Consider the following 25,481-nt stretch of genomic DNA (forward strand, 5'->3'; position numbering starts at 1 on the left):
GGTTCTTGGTTCGAAGGGGATGATTGAATAGCCTCCTCCCTACGTCCGGTCATCATGGCGCCGACTTCCGAGACGGTTGTCTTCCTGGGGTCGCTGGCCGGATGGCCGGCGGCGTGTGGCCGTCTTCAGTAAACCACGACACTCCGGATCGACTTGCCCTCATGCATGAGGTCGAATCCCCTGTTGATGTCATCGAGCTTCAACGTGTGGGTGATCATCGGGTCGATCTGGATCTTGCCGTCCATGTACCAATCGACGATCTTCGGCACGTCGGTGCGACCGCGTGCGCCGCCGAAGGCGGTGCCCATCCAGCTGCGACCGGTAACCAACTGGAACGGCCGTGTCGAAATCTCCTGGCCGGCGCCGGCGACGCCGATGACGACCGACTTGCCCCAACCGCGATGCGAAGCTTCCAGCGCCTGGCGCATCACCTTGGTGTTGCCGGTGCAGTCGAACGTGTAGTCGGCGCCGCCGATCTGGTCGGCACCGCGCTTGGTCATGTTGACGAGGTGAGGGACGATGTCGCCGTCGATCTCCTTCGGATTGACAAAATGCGTCATTCCGAATCGCTCGCCCCAGGCCTTCTTGTCGTTGTTCAAATCGACACCGATGATCATATCGGCGCCGGCAAGCTTCAGGCCCTGGATGACATTGAGGCCGATACCGCCGAGGCCGAAGACCACTGATGTCGCACCTTGCTCTACCTTGGCGGTGTTGATGACCGCACCGATGCCGGTGGTGACGCCGCAGCCGATGTAGCAGATCTTGTCGAAAGGGGCGTCCGGATTGACCTTCGCGACCGCGATCTCCGGCAGCACGGTGAAGTTGGAGAAGGTCGAGCAGCCCATGTAATGAAAGATCTTGTCCTTGCCGATCGAGAAGCGCGACGAGCCGTCCGGCATCAGGCCCTGGCCTTGCGTGGCACGGATAGCGGTGCACAAATTGGTCTTGCGCGACAGGCAGGACGGACACTGCCGGCATTCCGGCGTGTAGAGCGGGATGACGTGGTCGCCCTTCTTGACCGAGGTGACGCCCTTGCCGACATCGACCACGACGCCGGCGCCTTCATGGCCGAGAATGGCCGGGAAGATGCCTTCGGGGTCGGCGCCTGACAGCGTGAACTCGTCGGTATGGCAGATGCCGGTCGCCTTGATCTCGACCAGCACCTCGCCCTCGCGCGGGCCGTCGAGGTCGACCTCCATGATCTCAAGCGGCTTTCCGGCTCCAACAGCGACAGCGGCGCGGGTTTTCATTTCTCTCTCCCAAACTTGCCCGCCGAGACGATCGCCCGGCTATACGATTGAAAATTAATTATGCGGCAGCCTTGGCCGGTCCCGCAGGAAACACGCCCGACATGACGGTAAAACCCTTGATGCGCTTGACGCGATCGCACCAGCGCCGCATAGCCGGATAGTCCTGACGCGGAATGCCACCCTCCTCCGACAGCATGATGTAGGGAAAGCAAGCGATGTCGGCGATGGTCGGATGATCGGCAGGACAGATCCAGCCGCGCCCCTGCTGTTCGCCGAACCACAGATGCTCGTCGAGGATACGGAATAGCCGGTGCGCGCCGGCGCGCGCCGCATCGATGTCGAAATCATAGAACAGCCCATCGTGCAGGCGGGCGGCCGATGCGGTGGAGGTAATGCTGTCGGCGAAGGCCAGCCACTGGCTGATCTCGCCGAGCAGGGCCGGGTTGTCCCTGGGGTACCAGGTGCCAGACGGATCGTATTTCGCGGCGAGGTAGACCAGGATCGCCTGGGCGTCGCGCAGCACCAGCCCGTCATCGTCGATGACTGGCAACTGCCCGAGCGGATTGAGCCTCAGGAACCATTCCGATTTGTGTTCGCGGCCGGGATAGAAATCGATCGGGACCGTCTTGTAGTCGACGCCGAGGAAGCTCATCAGCAAACGCAGCTTGTAGCAATTGCCCGACAGTTCGTAGTCGTAAAGCGTGATCATCGGCTGCTCCTAGGTATCCAGCACGAGGCGCGCCGATTTGGCCCGCGACACGCAGGTCATGATTCTGGTGCCGGCTTTCCGCTCGGCATCGTTGAGATAGACGTCCTGGTGGTCCGGCTCGCCTTCGATCACCGTCGCCACGCAGGTGCCGCAGGCGCCTTGCTCGCAGGACGACGGCACATCGATGCCGTTCTCGCGCATCACCTGCATAATCGTCTTGCCGGCAGGCACCTGGAGCGTGACGCACGAACGCGCCAAGGCGATCTCGAAGCTCGAACTGTCATCGATCTTGTTGGCGTTCTTGAAGTACTCGAAATGTACCGCGCTCTTCGGCCAGCCCTGCTCGGCCGCGATCTTTCGCGCCGCCTCCAGCATCGGTCCGGGTCCGCAGATATAGAGATGCATCCCATTCCGGTAACCGGCGAGGATCTGCCGCAGCTCGGCTCCGGTCGCGTCCGGCGATAGTGCGAGATGCGGCTTGAGTGCATCGCCGAGATGCTTCAGCCGATCAGAGAAAGCGAGGTGTTCTTCGCCCTGCGCGAAATAGTGAAGCTCGTGCGTCAGTTCCTGGTTCTTCAGCGCCTGCGCCATGGCCAACAGCGGCGTGATGCCGATGCCGCCGGCTACGAACAGCGTCTTGATCGCATCGCGGCGCAGCGGGAAATTATTGCGCGGCTCGGAAATCGCCAGCACGTCGCCTTCGCGCACGGTTTCGTGCATGCATTTCGAACCGCCCTTGGAATCGCGCTCCAGCTTGACGCCGATGACGAAGCTGTCGGTTTCGCCAGGACCGTTGGTGATCGAATACTGCCTGATCTCGCCATTGGGCATGTGCACGTCGATGTGCGCACCGGGCTGGAAGGTGGGCAGGATGCCTTTGATCGGGCGAAGCTCGAAACCGGCAATGCCGTCGGCCGCTTGCCATTTCCTCGCCACCGTGACGCGCAGTGCCGCCTTACGGGCATGCGTGCTCGCTTCAGGCATTTCGGCGAGTTCGGTGGACACCCTTTCGTAAACCGGTTCGATCGGCGCCGGCGCCTGCGCGGTGGCCGCCTCGCGCTCCGCCTCGTCGCGCAGCTTCGACAGCCTTTCATTGTGGTGGCGCAGGATGGCGATGCGCGCCGCCCCTTCTGCATCCTCATCGAGCACGCCGCGGATGACCGAACGGTTGGAATCGACCGGCTGGACGAAGAAGACCCCTCGCGTCTGCGCGCCGCCGTCCGCCGAGCGCAGCGCCACCACGAAATCCTGCGCAGCTTCGACCACGGTCTCGGCACCTTCGCCTTCGACGGCGGCGCTGGGCTGGAAACGATAGGCCCTCAGTCTTTCCACAACCTTGCCGGCCGGTGCGTTGACCGGGATTCCGCGCAAGACCAGCAGCTTGCTCTCGGTCAGCCCGGTGACATCGGGGACCTCACCCCGCGGCTCCTCGGACGACCAGACAAGGCCATAGCGCTCCACCGCCGGGAAGGTCCGGTTGGTGATGGTGCGGGCCGGTGCATCGGCGGGGTGCGCGGGGATATAGGTGCAGCCGGCCGTGCGGTTCGAATAGCGCCAGCCGTGATACTGGCATTTCAGCTCGCGGCCGTCATTGATGCCGATCGACAACCTGACGCCGCGATGCAGGCAGCGGTTCTCCCAGATGTTGACGTACCCGTCGTCGGCACGCCAGACCGCGAATTCCCGGCCGAGCAATTGGCCGTGGAAAACATGGCGGTAGGGCAGGTCATGGGCGGCAGCGATCGGATGCCACTGGCTCTTGGCTATTTCCAGCATTCGTCGTCTCCAAAAAATGTCTTGTCAGGCCGCGGCCGGAATGACCCCGTAGGTCACGCCCTTCTGGCTGAGCCAGCGCCGGTATGCGATGGCGGACTTGTCAGCACGGATCGGAGTTTCGGCGCGCGGATCGAGCGGCAGGCGTTTCGGCACCTGGTTTTCCAGGATCGGCTTGTCCTGGCCGAAGATCGTCTGCTGGAAGCGCTTGATCACCTTGTCTTCATTATCTTCGTCGAGCACGCAAAGCAGCATGTGCGCGCGCACGTGCTCCTGGTCGACCGGCTGCAGGAAGATGGCGATCACATCACGCCGGGCCTCGTCGACCGGGCTCGATTTGTAGAGCACCGAGCAATAGGGATGCGGCACGCGATAGACGTAATCCACGTCCGCGCCACCGTCGGAAGCGGTCGAAGCCATCGGCTGGAAGAAGCGGCAACGCGTCGCCAGGATCTCGTCGCGGTCGACGGAGATCTCGACATCGTACTCCTTGACCTCGGTGTGCGGCTCGACGCCGAGAATATCGGTGTGGACATAAGGAAAGTGGCCCATGTCGAGAAAATTCTCGATGGCGCGGGGCGCCGAGACGTTGACGCCGAACGTGGCTGCATTGAGCTTGCGACGATCGGGTTCGCCATATTCCGGGATCGGGAAAAGATCGGCCGGCGGCGAGCCGAGCGAGGTCCAGACATAGCCGTAGGCGCTCCTTGCCGGCAGCCGGTCGGCAGCCGGAACCTGGTCGGCCCGGTGCATATCCTGCCGCGATCGCCAGACGACGGGCTCTCCATCGGCATCGACGGCAAAGCTTAGGCGCTCCTCCAGCAGAACCGTTTCCTGGAAGGCTCCGGGAGCGAGTTCGGCGATCGCGCCTACGGGGTGCCAGAGATTGAGGATCACCGGATCCGAGCATTTTGTCATCATATTACCCTCTTCAATGCCGCCAGGGCGCCCAAATCAGATTTGCGCCGGTATAGCGCCGTAGGTGACGGCCCGGTCACGCAGCCAGCGTCGGTAGGAAATCGAGACGGCGTCGGCGCGGATCGGTGTCTCGGCGCGCGGATCGAGCGGCAGGCGCTTCGGCATCTGGTTCTCCAGGATCGGTTTGTCCTGGCCGAAGATGAGCTGCATGAAGCTGCGAACCGTCGCCGCCTCCATACCTTCCTTGAGATAGCAGAGGTAGGGATGGGCGATGCAGTTTTCCTCGTCGACCGGCTGCACGAACAGGGTGATGACGTCGAGCCGATGCTTCTGGATCGGATTGCTCTTATAGAGCGCCACCGTATAGGGCCGGATCACCTTATAGATGTAGTCGACGACAAATCCTTCCTTGGCGGTCGGCGAGGCGATGGGCTGATAGAATTTACATTCGGTCGCCAGCACCTCGTCCTGAGCGGTGATTTCCACCTTGTAGGGGGCCACTTCCGTATGCGGCTCTTCGCCAAGCCAGCCGGTGTGGATGAAGGGGAAATGGCCCATGTCCAGAAAATTCTCGACGGCCCGAAGGCCGGACACCTTGACCGCGATCGACCCGCCACTGACGAGATGGCGGTCGGCCTCGTTGGCCTCGGGAATGTAGATGATGTCGCGCCAAGGCTTGTCGAGACATGCCCAGATGAAGCCGTAGCGCTCAGCGCTCCTCAGCACGGAGCCGGTATCGGAGCGCACGACCTCAGTCCTGTCGCGACGCCTGCGCACCACGAGGTCGGCCCCCAGCAGACGTGTCGGAAATGGCGTGTCCTGGCTGAGCGATTCCTGGTCGGCGACAACATGCCAGTCATTCAGAAGCTCGCGATCGACGCAGCGGGTTGCCATCGGCTTCCCTCCCAACTCGGCTAGCCCTTCACCATGAACCTAGCCCGGCGTTTCGAGATCACGAAACCACAAGATTGGATATCAATCAATAATTTTTTGTCGGCCAAATTCGTTTTTTGTGTTGACAGATTTCCTCGATTGCATTCCGATGCATGAAATTCTGAATCCGGGAATATGTTGCGTCCCGGCTCACTGTGGGAGCCTGCTGATCATGTCCTGGAAGTGGCGGAGAGCAATGCCGTGAGTGGGCGTTCCCAAACGATCGCCGACACTTTGACGCGCGCCATTATCGATCATCGGCTCGTGCCGGGCTGCAAACTCGGCGAACGGGAATTGGCCGAGATATTCGACGTCAGCCGCATCGTGGTGCGTCAGGCGCTGATAAGGCTCGCGGATGACGGGCTGGCCCAGATCGAGCGCAATCGCGGCGCCTTCGTCGCCAAACCGAGCATGCAGGAAGCGATGGAGATCTACGACGCGCTGACGCTCGTCGAACAGGGCGTGGCGGCCCAGCTCAGCGATCGCCTGGGGCCGGCAGGCTGGGCCGAACTGCGCCAGCATGTCGAGCGGCAGCGTCAGGCCGTCGCCGCCGGCAATGATGCGCTCGCCGACGTGCTCGGACAGGAATTCCACACCGTGTTCGTGCGGCTCAGCCGCAACAAGGTGATGCAGGAAATCCATGCGCAGCTCGTGCGCCGCACCACGCTGCTGCGCTCGCTCATCACCGCCGATTTCGACTACTGCAACCTGCTCGACGACCACTCGCGGGTCGTCGACCTCCTCGAAAAAGGCCGCCTAAAACAGGCGATGGATCTGATCGACACCCACCATCGCACCGTGGTGCGCGGCTACATCATGGATCGCGAGGTGTTTCCCGAGATGACGCCAGCCGAGGCGCTCGCTCCCTATCTCGACGGCGACAAGGCGGCAGCCGTTCCGCTGCGAAGGTCGCCGAAGACATCCGGCGATGGCGACGCGGCAATGCATCTCCATCTCCTCCCCGGAACAGACCAGGCACCGACAAGCCGGGCATCGACAAAAAAAACCAACAGAGGGTTATCATCATGAACAATTTAACCAGACGCGAATTCCTGAAATACAGCGGCGCGGCCGGTGCGGCCCTTGGCTCGGGAGGACTAAGCACTATCGCGCGGGCGCAGGAGGTGCTGAAGATCGGTGCCGTCTATGTCTCGCCGGTCGCTGAGATCGGCTGGACCAAGCAGCACAGCCTCGGGGTCGATGCCATCAAGGCCGAGTTCGGTGACAAGGTCGAGCTCACCGTCATCGACAATATTTTCATGCCGCAGGACGCCGAGCGCGTCTTCCGCGAACTGGCCAGCGCCGGCAACAGGCTGATCTTCGGCACAAGCTTTTCGCACGGAACGCCGATGCAGAAGGTGGCGCCGCGATTTCCCAAGGTGGCATTCGAACACTGCTCAGGCATCGTCCACCTCGCCAATCTGGGAACCTTCGAAGCCAAATATTACGAAGGCACCTTCGTCGCCGGCGCGGCGGGCGGCACCATGTCGAAATCGGGCAAGATCGGTTTCATCGGCGGCTTTCCGATCCCCGACATCGTCGGACCGGCCAATGCGCTGCTGCTTGGCGCGCAAAGCGTCAATCCGAATGCCACCTGCAATGCCATCTTCCTGAATTCCTGGTTCGATCCCGGCAAGGAGAAGGAGGCGGCCAAGACGCTGATCTCGCAAGGCTGCGACGTCGTCTGCTCGATGACCGACACCGCCACCGGCGTGCAAGTCGCCGGTGATGGCGGCGCCTGGTCAATCGGCTACGCCAGCGACATGTCGAAATTCGCCTCGGGCAAGCAGCTGACCTCCTTCGTTCTCGACTGGACCAGCGACTATGTCGGCGCCGCCAAGGCGGTCGCCGCCGGCACCTGGAAGCCGGAAGTGCGCTGGGATGGACTGGCTGCCGGCGTGGTGAAAATGGCACCCTACAATGAAGGCATTCCCGCCGACGCCCGCGCCAAGCTCAAGCAGATCGAGGCCGACATCGGCAGTGGCAAGGTGCACCCCTATGCCGGCGAGCTGAAGGACCAGGACGGTAACGTCAAGGTTGCCGCCGGATCGGTTCTGGCCGACGACGACATTCGCGGCATGAACTGGTTCGTGAAGGGGATGATCGGCAGGCTAAGCTGATCGTCACCCAGGCCGGGCGGCGCTGAAGCTTCATGCTTCGGCGCCTGCCCGCTTGCGCATCGTCCCACCTCGCCCAATGCCACGGCAGGACTCGCCATGCACCCGCGTCTAGAACTGCGCAATATTTGCAAACGCTATCCCGGGGTCGTCGCCAATGACGATGTTTCGCTGTCGATCCAGCCGGGCGAGATCCATGCCGTGCTGGGCGAAAACGGCGCAGGCAAATCCACTTTGATGAAAATCATCTATGGAGCCGCGCAAGCCGATTCGGGCGAAATCTACTGCGACGGCAATCCGATCGCCACGCATAACCCGGCGATGTCCCGCGCGCTTGGCATCGAAATGGTCTACCAGCATTTCGCGCTGTTCGAGTCCGTTTCAGTGGTCGAGAACATAGCGCTCTCGGCCAGCAGCACCTTCCATCTGCCTTCGCTCGCCAACAGGATCCGCGAGCTGTCGCGTCGCTACGGCATGCCCATCGATCCACATCGCCAGGTGCATGACCTGTCGGTCGGCGAACGCCAGCGTGTCGAGATCGTGCGCTGCCTGCTGCAGGCGCCGAAACTGCTGATCCTGGACGAGCCGACCTCGGTGTTGACGCCGCAAGCGGTGATGAAACTGTTTGAAACGCTCCGGCAGCTGGCCAGCGAAGGCTGCAGCATCGTCTATATCAGCCATAAGCTTGATGAGGTGCAGGAGCTTTGCGACACCGCCACCGTGCTGCGCAACGGCAAGATCACCGGCACCGCGCGCCCGAAGGAGACGACGTCGCTGGAGCTTGCCCGCATGATGGTGGGCTCGAAACTGCCCGAAATGCATGTCGGCCCGCCGGCGCCGAGCGACAGGCCAGTGCTCGAGGTCAACCGCCTTACAGTGAAGGCCCGGGATCATTTCGGCGTCGACCTGAAGAACGTGTCGTTCAACGTGCATGGCGGTGAGATCGTTGGCCTGGCCGGCGTTTCCGGCAATGGCCAGGCCGAACTGATCGCCCTGCTGAGCGGCGAGCGCACGCATGAGCGCAACGACGCCATCCGGATTTGCGGAACGGCCGCAGCCCGTCTTCGCCCACAGGAACGGCGCAAGCTCGGCGTCGCCTTCGTTCCCGAAGAGCGGCTCGGACGCGGCGCCGTGCCGTCGCACACCTTGTGGGAAAATGCGGTGCTGACCGCGCACCGCTTCGGCACGGTGCGCAACGGGCTGGTCGACCGGCGCAGGGCCAAGACCTTCGCCAAGGGCATCATCGAAAAATTCAAGGTCAAGGCCAACGGGGCGCACGCAACCGCGCAAAGCCTGTCCGGCGGCAATCTGCAGAAATTCATTGTCGGGCGCGAGATCGCGCTCCAGCCGAAGCTCTTCCTCGTAGCTCAGCCGACCTGGGGGGTCGATGTCGGCGCGAGCGCCTTCATCCGGCAGACCATCGTCGACCTCAGTCGTGCCGGCGCGGCGGTGCTCGTCATCTCGGAAGAACTAGACGAGTTGTTCGAGATCTGTGATCGGCTGCTGGTGATCTGCCAGGGGAAGGTCTCCCCGCCGCTGGCGCGCAAGACGACCGATCGCGAGGAGATCGGACTTCTGATGACGGGCCGCGGCATGCGTGACGGCGTATTGGCGAATGGGGTCGGCAACGATGCGCTTCAGGATTGAACAAAGACCGGAGCCTTCCTCGCTGATGCGCATCGCCGCGCCAGCACTGGCAACACTGTTGACGGTTGTCGTCGGATCGATTTTCTTCGCATCGCTCGGACACGATCCGCTGGCGACCCTCAATGCCTTCTTCATCGAGCCGCTCTCCTCGATGAACGGCCTGTCCGAATGGCTGCTCAAGGCCTCGCCGCTGATCCTGATCGCCTGCGGGCTGGCGGTCGGCTTTCGCGCCAATGTCTGGAACATCGGCGCCGAGGGCCAGTTCACCATGGGCGCGATTGCCGCCAGCGGCGTCGGGCTTTTCTGGCCGGACCCCGAAAGCGTGCTTCTGTTGCCGCTGATGTTTCTCGCCGGCATGGGCGCCGGCATGGCTTGGGCGGCGATCCCCGCTTTCCTGCGCGCCCGCATGAACACCAACGAAATCCTCGTCACGCTGATGATGACCTATATCGCCACGCTGTTCCTGTCCTATCTCGTGCATGGACCCTGGCGCGATCCGGCCGGCTTCAACTACCCGCAGACCGCGCTTCTCCCGACGGCGGCGCTGTTTGGGTCCTTCGACCCGGCCTACCGGCTTAATTCCTCGATCTTCATCACCGTCGTCGCCGTATTCCTGATGTGGCTGTTCACCGACCGCAGCTTTCTCGGCTACAAGATGTCGGTAAGCGGGGCCGCACCGCTGGCCGCCCGCTATGCCGGCTTCCGCGAATCGGCGGCGGTGTGGATCGGAATGCTGGCGGGGGGTGCGGCGGCCGGCATCGCCGGCATGGCGGAGGCCGCAGGACCGCTTGGGCAGCTTTCGCCGCAGATTTCGCCAGGCTACGGTTTCGCGGCCATCATCGTTGCCTTCATCGGACGGCTGAACGCCTTCGGTATCGTGCTTGGCGGGCTGTTGATGTCGCTGCTTTTCCTGGGCGGCGAAGGTGTGCAGATGACGCTCGGCCTGCCGTCAGCGCTGACACGCATCTTCCAGGGCATCCTGCTGTTCTTCCTGCTCGCCGCAGACCTCTTCATCTTCTATCGCGTTCGCCTGGTAAGACCCGTCCGGGACACGCATGCGCTAGAGACGGCACGATGAGCAGCTTTCGGACAGGGGAGACAGCCTGATGGATCTGTTCATTGCCATTTTCACCGGCACCGTCATCGCCGCCACGCCGCTGATCTTCGCCGCGCTCGGCGAACTCGTGGTCGAGAAATCCGGCGTTCTCAATCTCGGTATCGAAGGCATGATGCTGATGGGCGCTGCCCTTGCTTTCTGGGCGGTCACCGCGGGCTATTCCATGCCTGCCGCGATCCTGGCCGGCGCGCTGGCCGGTGCTGCCGCCTCCCTGCTGTTCGGCGTCCTGGCGCTGACTTTCCTGACCAATCAATATGCCGCCGGTCTGGCGCTGGCGATCTTCGGCTCGGGCGTCTCGGCCTTCCTTGGGCGCGGCTTCGGCAGCGAACCGATCGAGGCGCTGCACCGCGTCGACATCCCTATGCTGTCCGATTTGCCGCTGATCGGCCCGCTGCTGTTCCGCTTCGATCCGATGGTCTATCTGGCCCTGCTGATGTTCGGCGCTATAAGCTGGTTCCTCTACCGGACCAAAGCCGGCCTGGTTCTGCGCACGATTGGCGAGTCGCCGCAGACATCGCATGCGATCGGCTACCCCGTGATCAGGATCCGCTACATGGCCGTGCTGTTCGGCGGGCTGATGGCGGGTCTGGCAGGCGCCTATTTGTCGGTTGCCTATACGCCGCTATGGGTCGAGAACATGACCGCCGGCAAGGGCTGGATCGCGCTGGCGCTGGTGGTCTTCGCCACCTGGCGGCCGCTGCGCATCCTGCTTGGCGCCTGGCTGTTCGGCGGCATGACGATCCTTCAGCTGCAAGGACAGGCGCTGGGGCTGGAGGTACCGTCCGAACTGTTGTCGGCCCTGCCTTATCTGGCGACCATCATGGTCCTTGTGCTGATCTCCAGGAACCGTCAGATGCTGGCCCTGCATTTCCCGGCCTCGCTGGCAAAGCCCTTCCGCCCGACGAGATGAGCCAGGGATGTCGGGTTCAAAATCTGTCTTTGCACTCGTTGCCGACCTTTGCCGCACGCGCCAGCCAGGGACCTTCAACCATCGAAGTGGCCAGGCTAGGTGCTCAGCGGTAGCAGCGAGGCCGGAATGGACGGCTCGATGAGTGTGGGGAAGGCGGTAGCGCTCTCCCGGTACCACAAACCACTAACCTATTGAAACAGCTGTGTTCGGCGCCATCGATATCATCGGCACTGGTTCGCCCCAGATGAGATGCGCACGAAACCATTGCGCATGCCGATCCGAGGGTCGGTGGAATCTGCTGAGGCTCTCATAATTCTTGCGTGGGTCTTTGACTCGCCGCGCTCGCCCAATCGTCGGCAGTGCGAAAGAAGAAGCGCCTAATATAGCTGTCAGCGCCACAGCTATGGTGGCCGATCCGCCATGCTTGCCCGCCAAGGTTGACGAAGGCGGCCTGATCGCGAAGAACGAGCACCAGACGCGTCATGAAACCACGTCAGATCGATTTGAGTGCGGTCGATTTCTGACTAGAGGAGGACTCATGCCTCATTAGAAAACGCTCTATGGAACGGATAATCGCGATCAGCAGCAGATTAATCACCAGGTAGAGCACTCCGGCAATGGCAAAAATCTCGAAGATCGCGAAGGTCTGGCTCATCAGCCGCTTGGCGTAGCCGGTGATTTCGAGCACCGTGATCGTCGAGGCGAGGCTGGTGCCTTTGACGACAAGGATCAGCTCGTTGCCATAGGCCGGCAGTGCCTGGCGGATGGCGAGCGGGAACTCGATGCGGCGGAACCGCAGCATGCGCGACATGCCGCACGCCTGGGCCGCTTCGACAAGACCGACCGGAACCGACATCAATCCGCCGCGCAGGATTTCTGACGTGTAGGCGGCCGTATTCAATGCAAGCGCCAGCACGGCACAGCGTGCGCCGTCGCTGATCAGCCACCACAAAGCCGCATTGTCCTTGATCAGCGAAAGCTGGCCAAGCCCGTAGTAGAACAGGAAGATCTGCACCAGCAGCGGAGTCCCGCGAAAGACATTGCTGTAGTATTTGGCGAAACCTGACAACATCCGGTTCGACGACAGCCGCATCAGCGCCAGACCGAGGCCCAGATTGAAGCCGATCGCCACCGAAACGAGGGTCAGCGCCGCCGTGACCCACAGGCCCTTCAGCAGAACGGGAACCGCAAGTTGAATGAGGTCTATCATACTGCTTTTCTCGTCCGCAGCCTGAGCAGGCGTTCGATCCCGTCGAAGGCGGCCTGGCTTACAAGCGTGATGGCGAGATAAACCACCGCCGCAATCAGGTAGAAGATGAACGGGTGGCGGGTGGAGTTCGCGCCGATGAAGGAAATGCGCATCAACTCCTGAAGGCCGACCACAGAAACCAAGGCGGTGTCCTTGATCGTCGTCTGCCAGACATTGTTGATGCCGGGAACCGCGATGCGCAGCATCTGCGGGGCGATGATGCGGCGAAAGATCCGAGCGCCCGACAGTCCTAGGGCGCGAGCGGCCTCGATATGCCCATCGGGGATCGCGCCCAGAGCCCCGCGCACGACCTCGGTCGAATAGGCGCCGGAGATCGCGCCGATGGCGATGACCGCGATGACGAACGCATAGCCGCTCTCCGCGACACCGGCATAGCCGAACGCGGTCATGACCTTGGTTACGAATTCAACCGAGCTGAAAAACAGGAGGTAGATGATGAGAAGTTCGGGCACCCCGCGCACCAGCGAGGTATAGGCATCAACGAGCAGCGAAAGCGGGAATATTCGGGCCCATTTGATCAGCCCGCAGACGATGCCGATCACCAGACCGGCCGCCATACTGACGAAACCCACAAGGATTGTGATCGACGCGCCACGCAGGATGGCGGTCACCCAACCCGCTTCCCAAACCTGCCAAAGACCGAATTCCATCTGAGTTGCCCTAAGTCTGTCGTGCCAATGAGACGCATGCGCCCGGCTGCCCGGGCGCAGGCCAGAATTCCAAGGCGTTATTTGCAGGGCCGGGAAATGTCCGTCTTGAACCATTTCTGGCTGGCCTTGCCGACCGAGCCGTCCGCGATCAACTCGCAAAGCGCCTTGTCGATCTTGGCCTTGAGTTCGGTGTTATCCTGCGCGATGCCGACGCCGATGCCTTCGCCAAGCGTCGGGTCGAACGTGCTCTTGATCTCAACACCTATGAGTTGGAAGTTCTTGCCATCCGGCTTGTCCAGAAAATCCTGCAAGGCGGATTGATCGGCGAAAGCCGTATCGATCCGGCCGCTCGCAAGGTCGATCTGCATCTGGTCGAGTGTGTCGTAGGTTTTCAGGTCGGCATTCGGCGCACGCTTCTCAAGAAAGTGCGCGTGCGTGGTGCCGGCCTGCACGCCGACCTTCTTGCCATCGAGCGATTTCAGCAGGGTGTCGACATCGGTGATGGCGGCCAGATCAGAACCCTTGGCCGCGACGAACATGTTGGCCAGTTCGGCATAGCCGACGCTGAAATTGATCTCCTTCTTGCGGTCGGCGGTGATCGACATACCCGAGATGATGACATCGAAGCGCTTGGCCTTCAGCGCCGGGATCAAACCGTCGAACGCCTGTACGACGAAATGGCAGGTCACCGCGAGTTTGGTGCACAGCAATGCGCCGACATCGGCGTCGAAACCGGTCACGTTGCCATTGGCGTCGGACATGCTCCATGGCGGGTAGGCGCCTTCCGTACCAATCGACAGCTCGCCCTCGGCCGCCAATGCGCTGCCCATACTTCCCACCAGACATGCGAGCAGCGTGAAGACTTTCAGTTTCATATCAGTTCCCCTTGTTGTTGATCTTCATTGCCGTTGTCCGGTGCGAACCGGACGCTTCGAGGATGCGGGCTTGCCTCACAGTGTCCGTGCCAGGAATTGGCGCAGACGCTCCGAGCGCGGGCTGCCGAACAGCTCCGCTGGTGCACCCTCTTCCTCCACCTTTCCCTGGTGGAGAAACAGAACCTTGTGGGAGACCTCGCGCGCGAACTGCATCTCATGCGTCACGAGGATCATGGTGTTGCCTTCCTCCGCCAGTTGACGGATCACCCGCAGCACCTCGCCGACCAGCTCGGGATCGAGCGCCGATGTCGGCTCATCGAAGAGGATGACCTTGGGCCGCATCGCCAGTGTGCGCGCGATCGCCGCCCGTTGCTGCTGGCCGCCGGACAACTGGCCGGGATAATGGGCGTGCTTGTCGGCGAGCCCTACCTTCTTCAGCAGCGCGTGCGCATGTTCGATGGCTTTCTCGCGCGGTTCCTTCAGCACGTGCCGGGGCGCCTCGATGATATTCTCCACCACCGTCATGTGCGGCCATAGATTGAAGTTCTGAAACACCATGCCGACGCGCGCGCGGATACGCTCGACCTGCGCCATGTCGGCCGGGCCAAGACGGCCGCTCGACAGCGGCTTCATCTTGATGAGTTCGCCGTCGATGGCGACCTTGCCGCCGTCCGGCTGTTCCAGAAGATTGATGCAGCGCAGGAATGTGCTCTTGCCCGAGCCTGACGAGCCGATCATGGAAATCACTTCGCCGGCATGCGCGGTAAGATTGACGCCCTTCAACACCAGAAGCGAGCCGAAGCTCTTGTGAAGCTCGTCGATCTGTACGGCCGGCGTCGTGATCTTCGCTTCGTCGGCGGGCGCCGGATCGGCAACCCCAGCGCGAATGGTGGGCAGCGGCGGTTCGCCTTTGACGGCTTCGTCCTGATCCAGATCGACAGCCTTCAGGTCCGCCAGCGCGCGGTCGAAATGGCGCAGGCTGCTGGACAGGCAGGCGCGCTGCCAATCCGGATCATCCGGAATGAAGGCAGAGCGCAGCGTGTCCCGGATCCGTTTGCCCAGCGGCGAGTCGGGCTTGCCGAACAGATGCAGCCAGTTGTCGGCCTGCACCGCTTGCATGACGGCCGGGCCGTTCAGCGTGCCGCATTCGACCACAAGCGGCAGCACGCGCGCGTTCGGCATTGCCTTGCGGACGGCGTCGGAGACATAGCCGGTCGCCGTCGCAGCGATGCCGGTGCCTGTCTTGGCGCCCGGGCCGGTCAGCACGGTCGACAGCGCCGGCCCGAAAATGGATTTGCCCCAGGCAAGGCCAGCATGCTCGGAACTCGCCACCGAAAGCAGCGCCGGATAGCCGTAGGGCCCTGCCCCCGTATGCAGATCAAAGACAATGACTTGACGCGCCTCGCGGGCAAAGGTCTTCAGGATTTCGTTCAGCGTCCTGTTCGACCAGACCGGGCCGCCGCCACCATAGAACATCCCCTCGGCGAACTCATACTGGCCGGCCTCGACGATCGCCGCCAGCCCGGCATGTCCAAGCCTCCTGCGCGCCATGGCCAGCTTCTCGTCGGCCGCTATGCGGTCCGGCCCTTCCCATTCGCGGTATGCCAGGGCGTCATGCAGACCGGCATAGCCGTTGTTGACCGGAGGACTCGAAGACCAGTCGATGAAGTTGCGGTTGAGGTCGACATTGTCTTCGTTGACGCGCCGCGACCACGCCGTGCCCCACGGATTGATGAGGTGAATGGCTAGGATTGCCGTGTCGTCAGGCAAGCGCCGCAGGTTCTTCTGGCCGAGCCAGGCGGTCTGGCAGGTCGAGCCGAACGGCCCCTCGACACCATGCGTGCCGGAGATAAGCACGATCAGCTTGCGCGCGTCGCGACGGCCAAGCAGTGCCACATCCGTCGCCAGCGCCCCGCCATCAGGCCCGTTCAGCGGATGGACATATTCAGACAGCTCCGCGCCCGCCCGCTCGGCCGCTTGGCGAAATTCTTGGCGCAAGGCGCCGAAACAGGCATGGGCCGGGGTCGGCTCGTCAGGGCGCATGGTCGATCCCACTGGACGGCTGGCGGTCAATCCGTTCATTCCCTGTGGTTCCGGCATGGGGTTACTCATCGGTGAGGTCGCTCACGTTCTTGAAGGGCAATCGGCGTTCGCTACCAGAATGAGATGGCCTGGAGGATCGGACGAACCAGGCGTCGCAGGGAAGCACCTTGTCGGGATTCATGATCGACTGAACGTCCAGCACTCGTTTTACCCGCTCCATCACGGCGAGCTTCGTCGGGTCCGCCGTCGCCAGCAGAGAATGGATGCGCTTCGACCCAACACCGTGCTCGGCGGAAAAGGAACCGCCAATTTCCCGCAGCTGTTGATACAGGACGCCCTCGACAGCCTCCGCCATGTCAAGGCCAAGCGGGCCTTTTCGGTTCAAGATGATGTGCAGATTCCCGTCGGCCAGATGTCCAAAGACATAGGGCGCGAGATCCGGTTCAATCGCGGCGAGCGCAGGCAGAATCCCGTCGAGGTAGGCCGGAATTTCCGACAGAGGCACCGACACGTCGAAGGAGGGCGCATGGGGATAGGCGCGGTAGAGCACGCTGGTGTCCTCGCGCAGCCGCCACAAATCCTCCTCTTGCCGCCGCGAGGCCGCGATGATGCCGGTCGCTTCGGGATAGCGCTCCATTACCTCCGAATAAATCCGCTCGAAATCCTCGCGCAGCGCCTCTTCGCGCGCACCCCCAAGCGACAGCAGCAAAAACAGCGGCTGGTCGAGCGGCACGCCTGGTTCGGACCATTCATGCGCGGCGGCGGCCAAGTTGAAATACGAGGCCCACATCGCCTCCGCCGCGCGCAGATGCCCAGCATCCGATTCAAGCGCGAGACGAATGATCCGCAGAGCGGCATCGACCGATGGCAGCCCGAAAAGCGCGGTCGCTGTGGCGCGCGGCGAAGGGTCGAGCTTGACGACCACGCGGGTGACGATGCCGAGCGTGCCCTCGGCACCGATGAAGAGATGTTTCAGATCATAGCCGGCGGAATTCTTCACCACCCGGGTAAGATCGGAATAGACCGATCCGTCGGCCAGAACGGCCTCGAGGCCAAGCACGCGGTGGCGCATGACGCCGTTGCGAAAAGCCATCACGCCGCCGGCATTGGTGGACACCATGCCGCCGATCGTCGCCGAGCCGCGTGCGGCAAGATCGACGCCCGGCTCCAGCCGGTGTTCGCGCGAGGCCTCTTGCAGCGCTTCAAGAGTGACCCCGGCGCCGACGACGGCTACGCGTTCGACGGGATCAAGCCGCTCGATGCGGTTCATGCGCATCATCGAAAGGACGATCTCGCCTGGCCGCGAAACGCTGCCGCCGACCAGGCCGGTCCGCCCACCTTGCGGCACGATCGGGATCTCGTTCTGGCGGCAGATGCGCACCACCGCCGCGACTTCGGCGGTCGATAAAGGCGCAACGACGATGCCGGCGCCACAATCCGCGCCATTCGAGCCAAGGTCGATCGCCCCGGCATCCTCTCCGGTACGCACATTCGCCGCACCGACGACATCGCGGATCGCGTTGATAACCGACGGCGGCACCGCCTGGTCGGTCGAGTTCATTTGCCTTGGAGACGCGAGGCCGGTCATCGCGTTACCAATTCCTGGACGGCCGCAATCAGCCGGTCGTTGTCAGCCGGCAGCCCGATAGTGGCGCGCAGATAGTGCTCGTAGCCGGCTTCGCGCCACGCCTTGACAATGATCCCTTGCTTCAGGAGACCGGCGGCGAGGTTCGAACTGTCGCCCTTGCAGTCAAAGAACAGGAAGTTAGTCTGCGACGGTGCAACCCGGAAACCAAGGCCGGCAAGCGCGGCGGCGGTGCGCGCGCGCTCGGCCCTGACGCGGCCTGCCGACGCCTTCATCCAGCTTTCGTCGGCGAGTGCGGCGATGGCTGCGGTCTGCGCCGCCGCATTGACGTTGAACGGCGTCTTGGCAGCGGCGATCACTCGCGCCAGTTCGAGGCTCGAACAGACGGCATAGCCCACGCGCAACCCCGCCAGGCCATAGGCCTTCGAAAATGTCCGCAGCACCACATGGTCGATGCCGCTGTCGCGCAGAACCTTGATGCCGTCGGGTGCGCCGGGATCGGCAAATTCGAAATAGGCTTCGTCGAGGACAAGAAGCGTGCCTGGCTGCACGGCGCCGATCAGCCGTTGCAGGCTGGAATGGTCGAGGCCCGGCCCGACCGGGTTCCATGGCGAGGATATGAAAACGATCCGCGGCCCGGCAGCGATTGCCGTTTCGAGCGCAGCAAGATCGAACCCCATTTCGGGTGTCATCGCGATCTTGATGACAGCGGCACCCGCCGCCAGCGGCTCTATCTCATGCAGGCCGAAGCTCGGCACTGTGGTAACGACAGAGGCGCCCGGCACCAGAACGGCGCGCGAGATGGCGGCGATCATCTCCTCGGAGCCGTTGCCGGCAACGATCAGGCCGAGATCGATCGCCAGCCACTCGCCAAGCGCTGCCCGCAGCACCATGCAGGCCGGATCGGCATAGCGCCAAGGTTCGAACGATGAGGAGGCCAATGCGGCCATGACGGCGGGTGAACAGCCGTGGGGGTTCTCATTGCTGGCCAGCCGGGCAATGTCGTGGCGGCCACTCAGCGCCCGCGCCATCGCAATGTTCATGCCGGCATTGTAGGGCGGCAACGCCGCGATATGCGGATTGAGCGGCAGACTCGACACTGGTTTGACCGACTGTTCCAAATTCCGACTTCCGTTTCCCCGCGCGCATACGCGGCATCGCGATCTTGTCAAATATCCAGGACGATTGATCCGCTCGGCTTCGAGCAGCACAGCAGCACTTCGCCTGCCCCAAGCTCGTCCAGCGGTTCTTCGAAATAGACGACGTCGCCCGAGACCAGCCGCGACTTGCATGTGCCACAGATGCCGGACCGGCAGCTGAACTCCGGTTCCAGACCCTGATCCTCGGCAAAGTCGAGCAGCGATGCGGCGGACCCGTCCCAGACAGCTTTGAGGCCAGATTTTCGGAACTCGACGATTGTCTCCTCGGCTGCCGGCGCGATTCTTGCCGTCTGCGCAACAACCGCTGGGGTTCGTACGGCATCAGGCTCAAGCACCGTCGCCGGGCCGAAGAATTCGTAGGCGATGCGGTGCTTCGGCACGCCAAGCTCGCGCAACATAGCGTAGATCGCTTTCATGAACGGCGGCGGACCACAGAGGTAGAAATCGTAATCGTCTAATGGTAACAGGCGCTGTAGCACGGACCGCGAAATCATGCCTTCGCTGTGGAAGTGTTGCTCGGCATTGTCGCGTTCGGACGGGGATCGGTAGCAGTAGTGCGCGGTCAGGCCTGGCCGTGTCGCCACAAGGCCGGTCACCTCGTCGCGCAAGGCATGCACGTCGCCGTTCTCGCAGGCGTGAATGAACACGGCACGGCGGCACGGCGTCGAAGCCAGCGCATGCAGCATCGACACCATCGGCGTCAGCCCGACGCCGCCGCTGAGCAGCACGACTGGACGGCTGCTCGCATTATCGAGCACGAAATCGCCGCGCGGCCCTTCGGCCTGAAGTATGTCGCCGACTTCGATCCGGTCATGCAGGAAGCATGAGCTTATCCCGTCAGGCAGACCGGGCGCGGGTGCTGCTTCACGCTTTACGCTGATCCGGTAGCGACCCTTGGCGGCCGGGGAACAGGAGACGCTGTAGTTGCGCAGCACATATGCCTTTTCGCCGGCTCCCTGCGGCATAGGTATCTTGAACACCAGGAACTGCCCTGGCTCGAAGTCGCGCCAGTCCCCTGGATTCACCGGCTCGATATGGAACGACGTGATGATGGCGCTTTCGCGCACCTTCGCGACCACCTTCAGGTCGCGAAATCCGCTTCTTGCGATCGTGTCGCGAGCGGTGAATGCGTTCATTCGACGGCCGCCAATTGCTGGCTCTCGCCGGCGATCAGCTTGGCCAGGTTGCGGCGAAAGCGCAGTGGCCCGACATCGATCTTGAGATCGAGATTAGGTGTGCGCTTGTTGGCCATGCCTTTGTGCACCGCATTGAGCACGGTGCGGTCCTCGTCGAAAGCGCCGCGCACGGAGGTGGCGAACTGGCGCGACACCTCCAGATCGTCGGGAGCGAAATTGCGCATCTGGAACCAGTAATATTTCGTCTGGCTCTCATCGACCGGCGTCATGAAGTTGTAGCTGTCCATGAGGAACACGTCCTCGTGCAGCGGCTTCCCCTCGCCCCCGGTGCGGGCCGGCACGAAGATCGCCTTGATGATCGCGTTGGAGGGGTAGCGCACCTCATAGTGCTGCTTGCGGTCGCAATTGCCGGAGAACTTTAGGAAAGGCGCATAGAAGGGCGCCGGCGCGGCATCGACCACCCAGCGCCACACGGTCACGCCGTCCTCGCCCACGGTGGTTTCGAGCGGCGCATCCTCCATGGCCTGAACACCGCCAAAGGAGGACTGGTGGACCCAAGACACATGCGAGGGGTCGAGCAGGTTGTCGGTCATGTAGAGGTAGTTGCAATCCAGCGCCATCGACTCGCCGCGATTGACACCCCACGCCGGATCGCCCCAGTGATCGACCGCGAAAATCAGGTCGGGATCGGCCTTTGCCGCCTCACCCATCCATATCCAGAGCAGTCCGTAGCGTTCGGCGATCGGATAGGAGCGGACGCACGCGACATGCGGTATCTTTTCCGCGCCCGGTACCCGCGTGCAGGTTCCCGTGCTGTCGAAGGTCAGGCCGTGGTAACCGCATTCGACCGTATCGCCCTTGATGCGGCCCATGGACAGCGGCAGCTTGCGATGCGGACAGGCGTCTTCGAGCGCCGCCACCACGCCGTCGGTACGGCGGTAAAGAACAATGTCCTCGCCAAGGATCCGGATCGGCACCAGCTGGCCGGCAATCTCATGATCCCATGCGGCAACGTACCAGCAGTTTCGAAGAAACATGGCGTCCTCCCCAGCTTGTGAGCCCAAATGAATATCTTGCGAGTTCGGGACGACATAGGACTTGCATCTGCGTTCTATTTTAGAAAAACTAAATCAAGCTGACCCCAGGATCGTTGCCCAGGTGAACAAGACGCCCCCTCTGCGTGCGATACAGGCCTTTGAGGCGTTTGGCAGGCGTGGCAGCGTGACGGCCGCGGCAAACGAGCTCGGTGTATCCGTCGGCGCTGTCAGCCAGCAGATACGCAAGGCCGAGGATGCGTTGGACGCACGGCTTCTGGAACGTCGCGGCAGGAGCGTCGCCCTTACAGCACTGGGCCGCGTCTACCACGCGGCGGTTTCCATCGGCTTCGAAAAGATACGCGAGGCCCAGGATGTCATCGAACGGGCCCGTTTCGCCGACACTTTGACCATCTCCTGCCTGCCGTCGCTCGCCAGCAAATGGATCGGTCCGCAGCTTCTGGATTGGCAGATCGGCCATCCCGGCGCCACCGTGCGACTGGTCGGCGCCGAGACAGAGCCAAGGCTGAGCGCTGAACAGGTCGACTTCCGCATTTCCTACGGCACCAAATACCGTGATTTCGAGCACTACACCGAGTTGTTCACCGACTGGGTGGTGCCGGCCTGCTCGCCCGCGCTGCTGGCGAAACATCCGGTCCGCAAGCCCGCCGATATCCTCGATCTGCCGCTTCTCAGTATCGAATGGGCACGCGACCATCGTTCGCCGCCCACATGGGCGGAATGGGCGGCAAGCATCGGCGCGGTGCACCGCAAGACATCGGGTGAAGTCGCCTTTTCGCTGTCGAGCGCCGCGATCGATGCTGCAGCCAACGGCAGGGGCTTCGTGCTGGCACAACTGTCGATGGCCGCCGACGACATTGCCTCGGGCAGGCTGGTGGCGCCGTTCGACAAGCGCGTCAGGCTGCCAGAGCCCTATTTCCTGGCCTGGGACCGGGCGATGCTGGAAAAACCTTTTGCGCCAGAGCTGCGAACTTGGATTGTTTCAATTTCCAAGCGGCTTGGCGCAACCTTGGCAGGTTAGCCGAGCGCTGATCTCGGGACGCACGTTCCGTCTGTTCTCACAAGGACAGAAGGTCGGATGGTCGGCTGACTGAATGCCGAATCGCGAGCCTTTTTAGATGTTGGGTGCGGGGCTTGAACGCGCCTGACTAGCCGAAAAACCATCCCTTTCGCACGTCGTTGCCGCCGATTGCCGCACGCATCGTTGCAAGGTCTTTCGAGATCGGCAGCCTGAGTTACGTGTGGCAGGTGCTATCACCGAGAAGGAGAAATTGGCGAACAGGCCCGCGATCATTTCCTTCAAACCTCGGTGACTCATTGGATAACGCTCAATTCAATTTCGAGTAATTAAACGTAACTCATTGATATAACATTCAACTGTGAACCCGGAGGGACTCGAACCCCGGCGAACCGGTTGTGGATCAAGGGTTCGACGTTCGCCTAACTCCGAACCAAACATCCGCAATCGATCCTCTGACAGGGGCCGGCCTCGCCAATCTTACGACCTAGGCAAACATTGCCCGCCAATACCCCCCGCCCCAACAGAGTAAAGTACCGACGCAAATGTGGTTGACGCCGGACCCCAGATCCGGGCACCAGTGATGATGCCCAGACGCGGGCGAGGCCTGAAATCCAGCGCGGCTTCTACGGCTTGTGAAAGCGTGAATTTGTGCTGGCTGGGGGTCCAGGTTCCGTAGCCAGCTGACGTGCACTGCCCCTGAATCTCAAGTAGAGAATTTGATGCGGGGCTGAATCCGCGATGAGATGTGCCCCCGGTCTCCGGCTACATGGCGAACGCGCACTCTTTGGGAGGCAGTTCGTCCCAGTGCTGGGGATGCGATCGAGATGGCCCTTTGAGGACCATCATATTTTCATGGCAATCTTCCGACGTCAGATCGGGGCTCTTGTTACGTCGGCCGAGCGGCAGCAGCGTGTAGTGCCGGAAGGCGACGATGACGGCCTCCTCGCCGAGCGAGAGCACCGTCGACCGCAGCTCTTTCGGCCCGGTCGGAAGGTCGGTTGTTGAGGTCCGCTCCCCCCTTGGCGACGGTCTTCTGGTTGATCCCTAGCGCTTGGCCAGCGCCCTCAAGCTCTCTTGACTATGTTGTATCGCTCGACGGACCGCCTCTGTCGTCGTGGCGCTCCCATGGAGAACCTGGCCCATAGTGCCTCCTTTGATTCGGGAGACAAGAGTGCCCCATCAAAGCCTGGGATCAAACACCTAGGGTGCACCTATGTCAGCCTGATCACTTTGCCCGTCGCGTCGAGGTCGCATCTGATCCGCGCCTGCCGGATCTCGGCGCCACCTTGCCTTTTATAATGGATGCGAACTGCTATCGGGGCCGAGACCGCGCCTCGGCTTAGACGGCGTAAGGAACCTGCGCTCGTCGCATGTATACTCACGACGCCAAACGGGGAGGCGGCCGACGCAATCGCGACACGGCAGGCGCGAACAGTTGCACCCGGCGTGCCCGGTATTGCTTCGATTGCCGTCACGGCCGATGAGCGACCACCCTCGCCGTAAGGCCGCAGGACGCGTGGCAGGGAGATGTGTGGCACGCCTGCGGCCGGGGCGGTCGTGGCGGCGGGATGACCAGGGGTATTGCCTGGCGGAGCGCCTGCTGGGGTACTTTCGGACGAGGCGCCTTGCCCACTGAGTTGGCCGCTGGCTCCAACACTTGCGCCTACTGAGCCGTCGCCTGTCCCGACCGAAACTCCGGCGTCGGCTCCTACGCTACCGACGCTCGCGCCAATACCGATTGACGCCCCGTTCTGGCCGACGCCCACACTGGTGCCAACCCCGACATTGCCGGCCTTGGCACCAACTCCTGCCTCAATAGCCATGGCAGGTTGAGTCGCGATTACAATCGAGAAAACGGCCGCGACGTATCTGCTCATCGCAATCCTCCATCCCCGGCTGTCATTGACTGAACCCCTCAGCCGGGGGTCGCGTGGGAAGCAGCGCGTCTGGCAGCGTGATCGTCGTCAGGCGAACGACCCGCGACTTGGGCACTCCCGCGTTGCCGACCTCCTGCTGCCCTCGGTTGAGCGATCTGCGCCGGGGCGCATGTGCGCTTGCGCGATCGGTGGGGAGTGCCTTTGCCGCGTTTTCGATATGCGAGGTGCAGCGCTCAGCCCAGCGCTTGAGGGCCTCGATGTCCTTGCGGGCCGACGCGAGGTCGCGTGCCAGGTCAATGGCTTTTTTGCGCTCCTGCTCCGCCGCCTCGTTGAACGCCGTCGATATCCGGGTCAATTCCTCCGTTGCGGCGTCGCCTTCCCGCCGAGCAGTTTCAAGATCACTCGCCAGCGCGTTTGCTCTCTCGCGTTCCTGTGCGAGCGCGTCGCCAGCCTGCCTTGCAGCAACTTCAGCAAGCTGCCTGCCCTGGATGGCGCCGGCCCGCGTTGTTGCTGCCAGCTTCGCGCCCGCCTCCAGCGCTTCGATGGACTGACGGGCCCCGGCGATATCACGCTCCAGGAGCCCGACTTTCCGCCGCTCCTCTTCAAGCGTCTGCCTGGCCTCGGCCAGAGACCTTTCCGCGGTATCGCGTGCAACGGCCTCGGCACTCAGGCGCGGCTGCGCCAGGTCGCGCGGAAGCCCGTCGGCTTTTTGCCGCTGCGCTTCAAGGGCAGGTTGCGGCTGGTTCATCGGGTCGGCGACCGCGCGCGACGGCGCGCTTGCGTTTTCTATGACGCGCCGCGTGGCAGCCAGTTCTTGGCGAGCCGCCGCCGGTTCGCGGGGCAGATTTTCCCCATGCGCACTGCCGGTCTTGAGTGCATCGATATCATCGATATCCTTGTGCAGCGTGAGGAAGCTCTGTTCACTGGCTGCGCGTTCGCGTTCAGCCTGGTCATGCTCCCCCTTAACCCGGACTTGCGAGGCAAGCGCTTCGGCGCGAGTTGCCTCGCTTTCCCTCCGAGCGGCGGTCAGACCACGCCTCAACGCGTCGACCCAAGACCGCTCCCACCCCAGGGCTTGCCTCTGTTCCGCCGCAGCAGATTCCGACGATCCGCCATCCGGCGGCACGATTTGGGTGGGAGCGACAGGAGGTTTCGTTACTAGCGGAGCGAGCCCGACTGCTGCAAATCCAAGCAACATCATGAGGCAAAACGGAATGAGGCGCAGCGGGGCGGCTCTCGACCGTTTGCGGTCGTCATACTGTTTAAGGCCGTCATGAAACAAGGCAGCGATCGTGTATACTCGGTCAGGACAGTCGCCGAGGGGCGCGGAAGCCGAGTTGGATCTCCGCTCGTAATTCATTGCGGATCCTCCATGGCGTCGACCGCGCTGGTGAAACGCTGTGGCGTCAGTCGGCGAAACCCGAGCGCCCCG

General features: G+C 62.6%; 20 protein-coding genes and 1 pseudogene. 6 read left to right on the plus strand and 15 right to left on the minus strand.

The window, feature by feature from the left end; all coding sequences use genetic code 11:
- Positions 1 to 125: 125 nt before the first annotated feature.
- Genes FJ941_RS05770 through FJ941_RS05790 form a run of 5 tightly spaced genes read right to left on the minus strand, consistent with a single transcriptional unit; the run spans position 126 to position 5,547 of the window.
- Positions 126 to 1,253, minus strand: a complete 1,128-nt coding sequence (locus FJ941_RS05770) for an S-(hydroxymethyl)glutathione dehydrogenase/class III alcohol dehydrogenase (RefSeq protein ID WP_140503824.1) — start codon at positions 1,251 to 1,253, stop codon at positions 126 to 128.
- 58 nt (positions 1,254 to 1,311) lie between these two features.
- Positions 1,312 to 1,962, minus strand: coding sequence for a glutathione S-transferase (locus FJ941_RS05775; RefSeq protein ID WP_140503826.1), 651 nt, complete (start codon positions 1,960 to 1,962; stop codon positions 1,312 to 1,314).
- Between the two features lie 9 nt (positions 1,963 to 1,971).
- The gene (locus tag FJ941_RS05780; protein ID WP_140503828.1) at positions 1,972 to 3,738 is read right to left on the minus strand and encodes a Rieske 2Fe-2S domain-containing protein; all 1,767 of its coding nucleotides are present in this window, start codon (positions 3,736 to 3,738) and stop codon (positions 1,972 to 1,974) included.
- A gap of 24 nt (positions 3,739 to 3,762) precedes the next feature.
- Positions 3,763 to 4,656: an aromatic ring-hydroxylating dioxygenase subunit alpha gene (locus FJ941_RS05785; protein ID WP_140503830.1), complete on the minus strand. Its 894-nt coding sequence runs from the start codon at positions 4,654 to 4,656 to the stop codon at positions 3,763 to 3,765.
- Between the two features lie 33 nt (positions 4,657 to 4,689).
- Entirely contained in the window at positions 4,690 to 5,547 is an 858-nt protein-coding gene (locus tag FJ941_RS05790; protein WP_140503832.1) for an aromatic ring-hydroxylating dioxygenase subunit alpha, read from the minus strand.
- A gap of 240 nt (positions 5,548 to 5,787) precedes the next feature.
- Here FJ941_RS05790 and FJ941_RS05795 point away from each other — a divergent pair, with 240 nt between their 5' ends.
- The 5 genes from FJ941_RS05795 to FJ941_RS05815 all read left to right on the plus strand — a co-directional run bounded on the left by FJ941_RS05795 (position 5,788) and on the right by FJ941_RS05815 (position 11,377).
- Positions 5,788 to 6,615: a GntR family transcriptional regulator gene (locus tag FJ941_RS05795; protein ID WP_140503833.1), complete on the plus strand. Its 828-nt coding sequence runs from the start codon at positions 5,788 to 5,790 to the stop codon at positions 6,613 to 6,615.
- On the plus strand, positions 6,612 to 7,706 hold the full coding sequence (locus tag FJ941_RS05800; RefSeq protein ID WP_140503835.1) for a BMP family ABC transporter substrate-binding protein: 1,095 nt from the start codon (positions 6,612 to 6,614) through the stop codon (positions 7,704 to 7,706). The genes FJ941_RS05795 and FJ941_RS05800 overlap by 4 nt, the downstream gene beginning before the upstream one ends.
- A 96-nt stretch (positions 7,707 to 7,802) precedes the next feature.
- Positions 7,803 to 9,350 carry an ABC transporter ATP-binding protein gene (locus tag FJ941_RS05805; RefSeq protein WP_140503836.1) on the plus strand — a complete coding sequence of 516 codons (1,548 nt, stop codon included), beginning with the start codon at positions 7,803 to 7,805 and terminating at the stop codon, positions 9,348 to 9,350.
- On the plus strand, positions 9,334 to 10,428 hold the full coding sequence (locus tag FJ941_RS05810; RefSeq protein ID WP_140503838.1) for an ABC transporter permease: 1,095 nt from the start codon (positions 9,334 to 9,336) through the stop codon (positions 10,426 to 10,428). The genes FJ941_RS05805 and FJ941_RS05810 overlap by 17 nt, the downstream gene beginning before the upstream one ends.
- Positions 10,429 to 10,456: 28 nt before the next feature.
- Entirely contained in the window at positions 10,457 to 11,377 is a 921-nt protein-coding gene (locus FJ941_RS05815; RefSeq protein ID WP_140503840.1) for an ABC transporter permease, read from the plus strand.
- 493 nt (positions 11,378 to 11,870) lie between these two features.
- Here FJ941_RS05815 and FJ941_RS05820 read toward each other — a convergent pair whose 3' ends face one another.
- The 8 genes from FJ941_RS05820 to FJ941_RS05855 form a co-directional block, all read right to left on the minus strand.
- Complete coding sequence (locus tag FJ941_RS05820) at positions 11,871 to 12,587, minus strand: ABC transporter permease (RefSeq protein WP_140503842.1); 717 nt, start codon at positions 12,585 to 12,587, stop codon at positions 11,871 to 11,873.
- Positions 12,584 to 13,297: an ABC transporter permease subunit gene (locus FJ941_RS05825; RefSeq protein WP_181166607.1), complete on the minus strand. Its 714-nt coding sequence runs from the start codon at positions 13,295 to 13,297 to the stop codon at positions 12,584 to 12,586. Before FJ941_RS05825 ends, FJ941_RS05820 begins: the two co-directional genes overlap by 4 nt.
- A 77-nt stretch (positions 13,298 to 13,374) precedes the next feature.
- The gene (locus tag FJ941_RS05830) at positions 13,375 to 14,172 is read right to left on the minus strand and encodes a transporter substrate-binding domain-containing protein (RefSeq protein WP_140503844.1); all 798 of its coding nucleotides are present in this window, start codon (positions 14,170 to 14,172) and stop codon (positions 13,375 to 13,377) included.
- A gap of 75 nt (positions 14,173 to 14,247) precedes the next feature.
- Positions 14,248 to 16,254, minus strand: a complete 2,007-nt coding sequence (locus tag FJ941_RS29645) for a DUF2817 domain-containing protein (RefSeq protein WP_140503846.1) — start codon at positions 16,252 to 16,254, stop codon at positions 14,248 to 14,250.
- 22 nt (positions 16,255 to 16,276) lie between these two features.
- The gene (locus tag FJ941_RS05840; protein WP_140503847.1) at positions 16,277 to 17,803 is read right to left on the minus strand and encodes an FAD-binding oxidoreductase; all 1,527 of its coding nucleotides are present in this window, start codon (positions 17,801 to 17,803) and stop codon (positions 16,277 to 16,279) included.
- Complete coding sequence (hisC, locus tag FJ941_RS05845; RefSeq protein ID WP_140503849.1) at positions 17,800 to 18,921, minus strand: histidinol-phosphate transaminase; 1,122 nt, start codon at positions 18,919 to 18,921, stop codon at positions 17,800 to 17,802. Before hisC ends, FJ941_RS05840 begins: the two co-directional genes overlap by 4 nt.
- Before the next feature lie 47 nt (positions 18,922 to 18,968).
- Positions 18,969 to 20,096: a 2Fe-2S iron-sulfur cluster-binding protein gene (locus FJ941_RS05850; protein WP_140503850.1), complete on the minus strand. Its 1,128-nt coding sequence runs from the start codon at positions 20,094 to 20,096 to the stop codon at positions 18,969 to 18,971.
- Positions 20,093 to 21,133 (minus strand): aromatic ring-hydroxylating dioxygenase subunit alpha, encoded by a 1,041-nt coding sequence (locus FJ941_RS05855; RefSeq protein ID WP_140503852.1) that lies wholly within the window; start codon positions 21,131 to 21,133, stop codon positions 20,093 to 20,095. The genes FJ941_RS05850 and FJ941_RS05855 overlap by 4 nt, the downstream gene beginning before the upstream one ends.
- A 121-nt stretch (positions 21,134 to 21,254) precedes the next feature.
- On the opposite strand from FJ941_RS05855, the gene FJ941_RS05860 reads away from it, so the two are divergent.
- On the plus strand, positions 21,255 to 22,172 hold the full coding sequence (locus FJ941_RS05860) for a LysR substrate-binding domain-containing protein (protein WP_140503853.1): 918 nt from the start codon (positions 21,255 to 21,257) through the stop codon (positions 22,170 to 22,172).
- Positions 22,173 to 23,069: 897 nt separating this feature from the next.
- Here the strand turns inward: FJ941_RS05860 and FJ941_RS05865 are convergent.
- Positions 23,070 to 23,315: pseudogene (locus tag FJ941_RS05865) on the minus strand (IS481 family transposase); the annotation flags it as partial.
- A gap of 756 nt (positions 23,316 to 24,071) precedes the next feature.
- Positions 24,072 to 25,409: a hypothetical protein gene (locus tag FJ941_RS05875; RefSeq protein WP_140503857.1), complete on the minus strand. Its 1,338-nt coding sequence runs from the start codon at positions 25,407 to 25,409 to the stop codon at positions 24,072 to 24,074.
- Positions 25,410 to 25,481: the final 72 nt, after the last annotated feature.

The sequence above is a fragment of the Mesorhizobium sp. B2-3-13 genome (assembly GCF_006442195.1).
Lineage (GTDB): Bacteria > Pseudomonadota > Alphaproteobacteria > Rhizobiales > Rhizobiaceae > Mesorhizobium > Mesorhizobium salmacidum.

Bases quoted from the DNA above. Each gene is read 5' to 3' on its own strand.
- FJ941_RS05770 (WP_140503824.1), bottom strand. From the start codon at position 1,253: ATGAAAACCCGCGCCGCTGTCGCTGTTGGAGCCGGAAAGCCGCTTGAG.
- FJ941_RS05775 (WP_140503826.1), bottom strand. From the start codon at position 1,962: ATGATCACGCTTTACGACTACGAACTGTCGGGCAATTGCTACAAGCTG.
- FJ941_RS05780 (WP_140503828.1), bottom strand. From the start codon at position 3,738: ATGCTGGAAATAGCCAAGAGCCAGTGGCATCCGATCGCTGCCGCCCAT.
- FJ941_RS05785 (WP_140503830.1), bottom strand. From the start codon at position 4,656: ATGATGACAAAATGCTCGGATCCGGTGATCCTCAATCTCTGGCACCCC.
- FJ941_RS05790 (WP_140503832.1), bottom strand. From the start codon at position 5,547: ATGGCAACCCGCTGCGTCGATCGCGAGCTTCTGAATGACTGGCATGTT.
- FJ941_RS05800 (WP_140503835.1), top strand. From the start codon at position 6,612: ATGAACAATTTAACCAGACGCGAATTCCTGAAATACAGCGGCGCGGCC.
- FJ941_RS05805 (WP_140503836.1), top strand. From the start codon at position 7,803: ATGCACCCGCGTCTAGAACTGCGCAATATTTGCAAACGCTATCCCGGG.
- FJ941_RS05810 (WP_140503838.1), top strand. From the start codon at position 9,334: ATGCGCTTCAGGATTGAACAAAGACCGGAGCCTTCCTCGCTGATGCGC.
- FJ941_RS05815 (WP_140503840.1), top strand. From the start codon at position 10,457: ATGGATCTGTTCATTGCCATTTTCACCGGCACCGTCATCGCCGCCACG.
- FJ941_RS05820 (WP_140503842.1), bottom strand. From the start codon at position 12,587: ATGATAGACCTCATTCAACTTGCGGTTCCCGTTCTGCTGAAGGGCCTG.
- FJ941_RS05825 (WP_181166607.1), bottom strand. From the start codon at position 13,297: ATGGAATTCGGTCTTTGGCAGGTTTGGGAAGCGGGTTGGGTGACCGCC.
- FJ941_RS05830 (WP_140503844.1), bottom strand. From the start codon at position 14,172: ATGAAACTGAAAGTCTTCACGCTGCTCGCATGTCTGGTGGGAAGTATG.
- FJ941_RS29645 (WP_140503846.1), bottom strand. From the start codon at position 16,254: ATGAACGGATTGACCGCCAGCCGTCCAGTGGGATCGACCATGCGCCCT.
- FJ941_RS05840 (WP_140503847.1), bottom strand. From the start codon at position 17,803: ATGACCGGCCTCGCGTCTCCAAGGCAAATGAACTCGACCGACCAGGCG.
- FJ941_RS05850 (WP_140503850.1), bottom strand. From the start codon at position 20,096: ATGAACGCATTCACCGCTCGCGACACGATCGCAAGAAGCGGATTTCGC.
- FJ941_RS05855 (WP_140503852.1), bottom strand. From the start codon at position 21,133: ATGTTTCTTCGAAACTGCTGGTACGTTGCCGCATGGGATCATGAGATT.
- FJ941_RS05875 (WP_140503857.1), bottom strand. From the start codon at position 25,409: ATGAATTACGAGCGGAGATCCAACTCGGCTTCCGCGCCCCTCGGCGAC.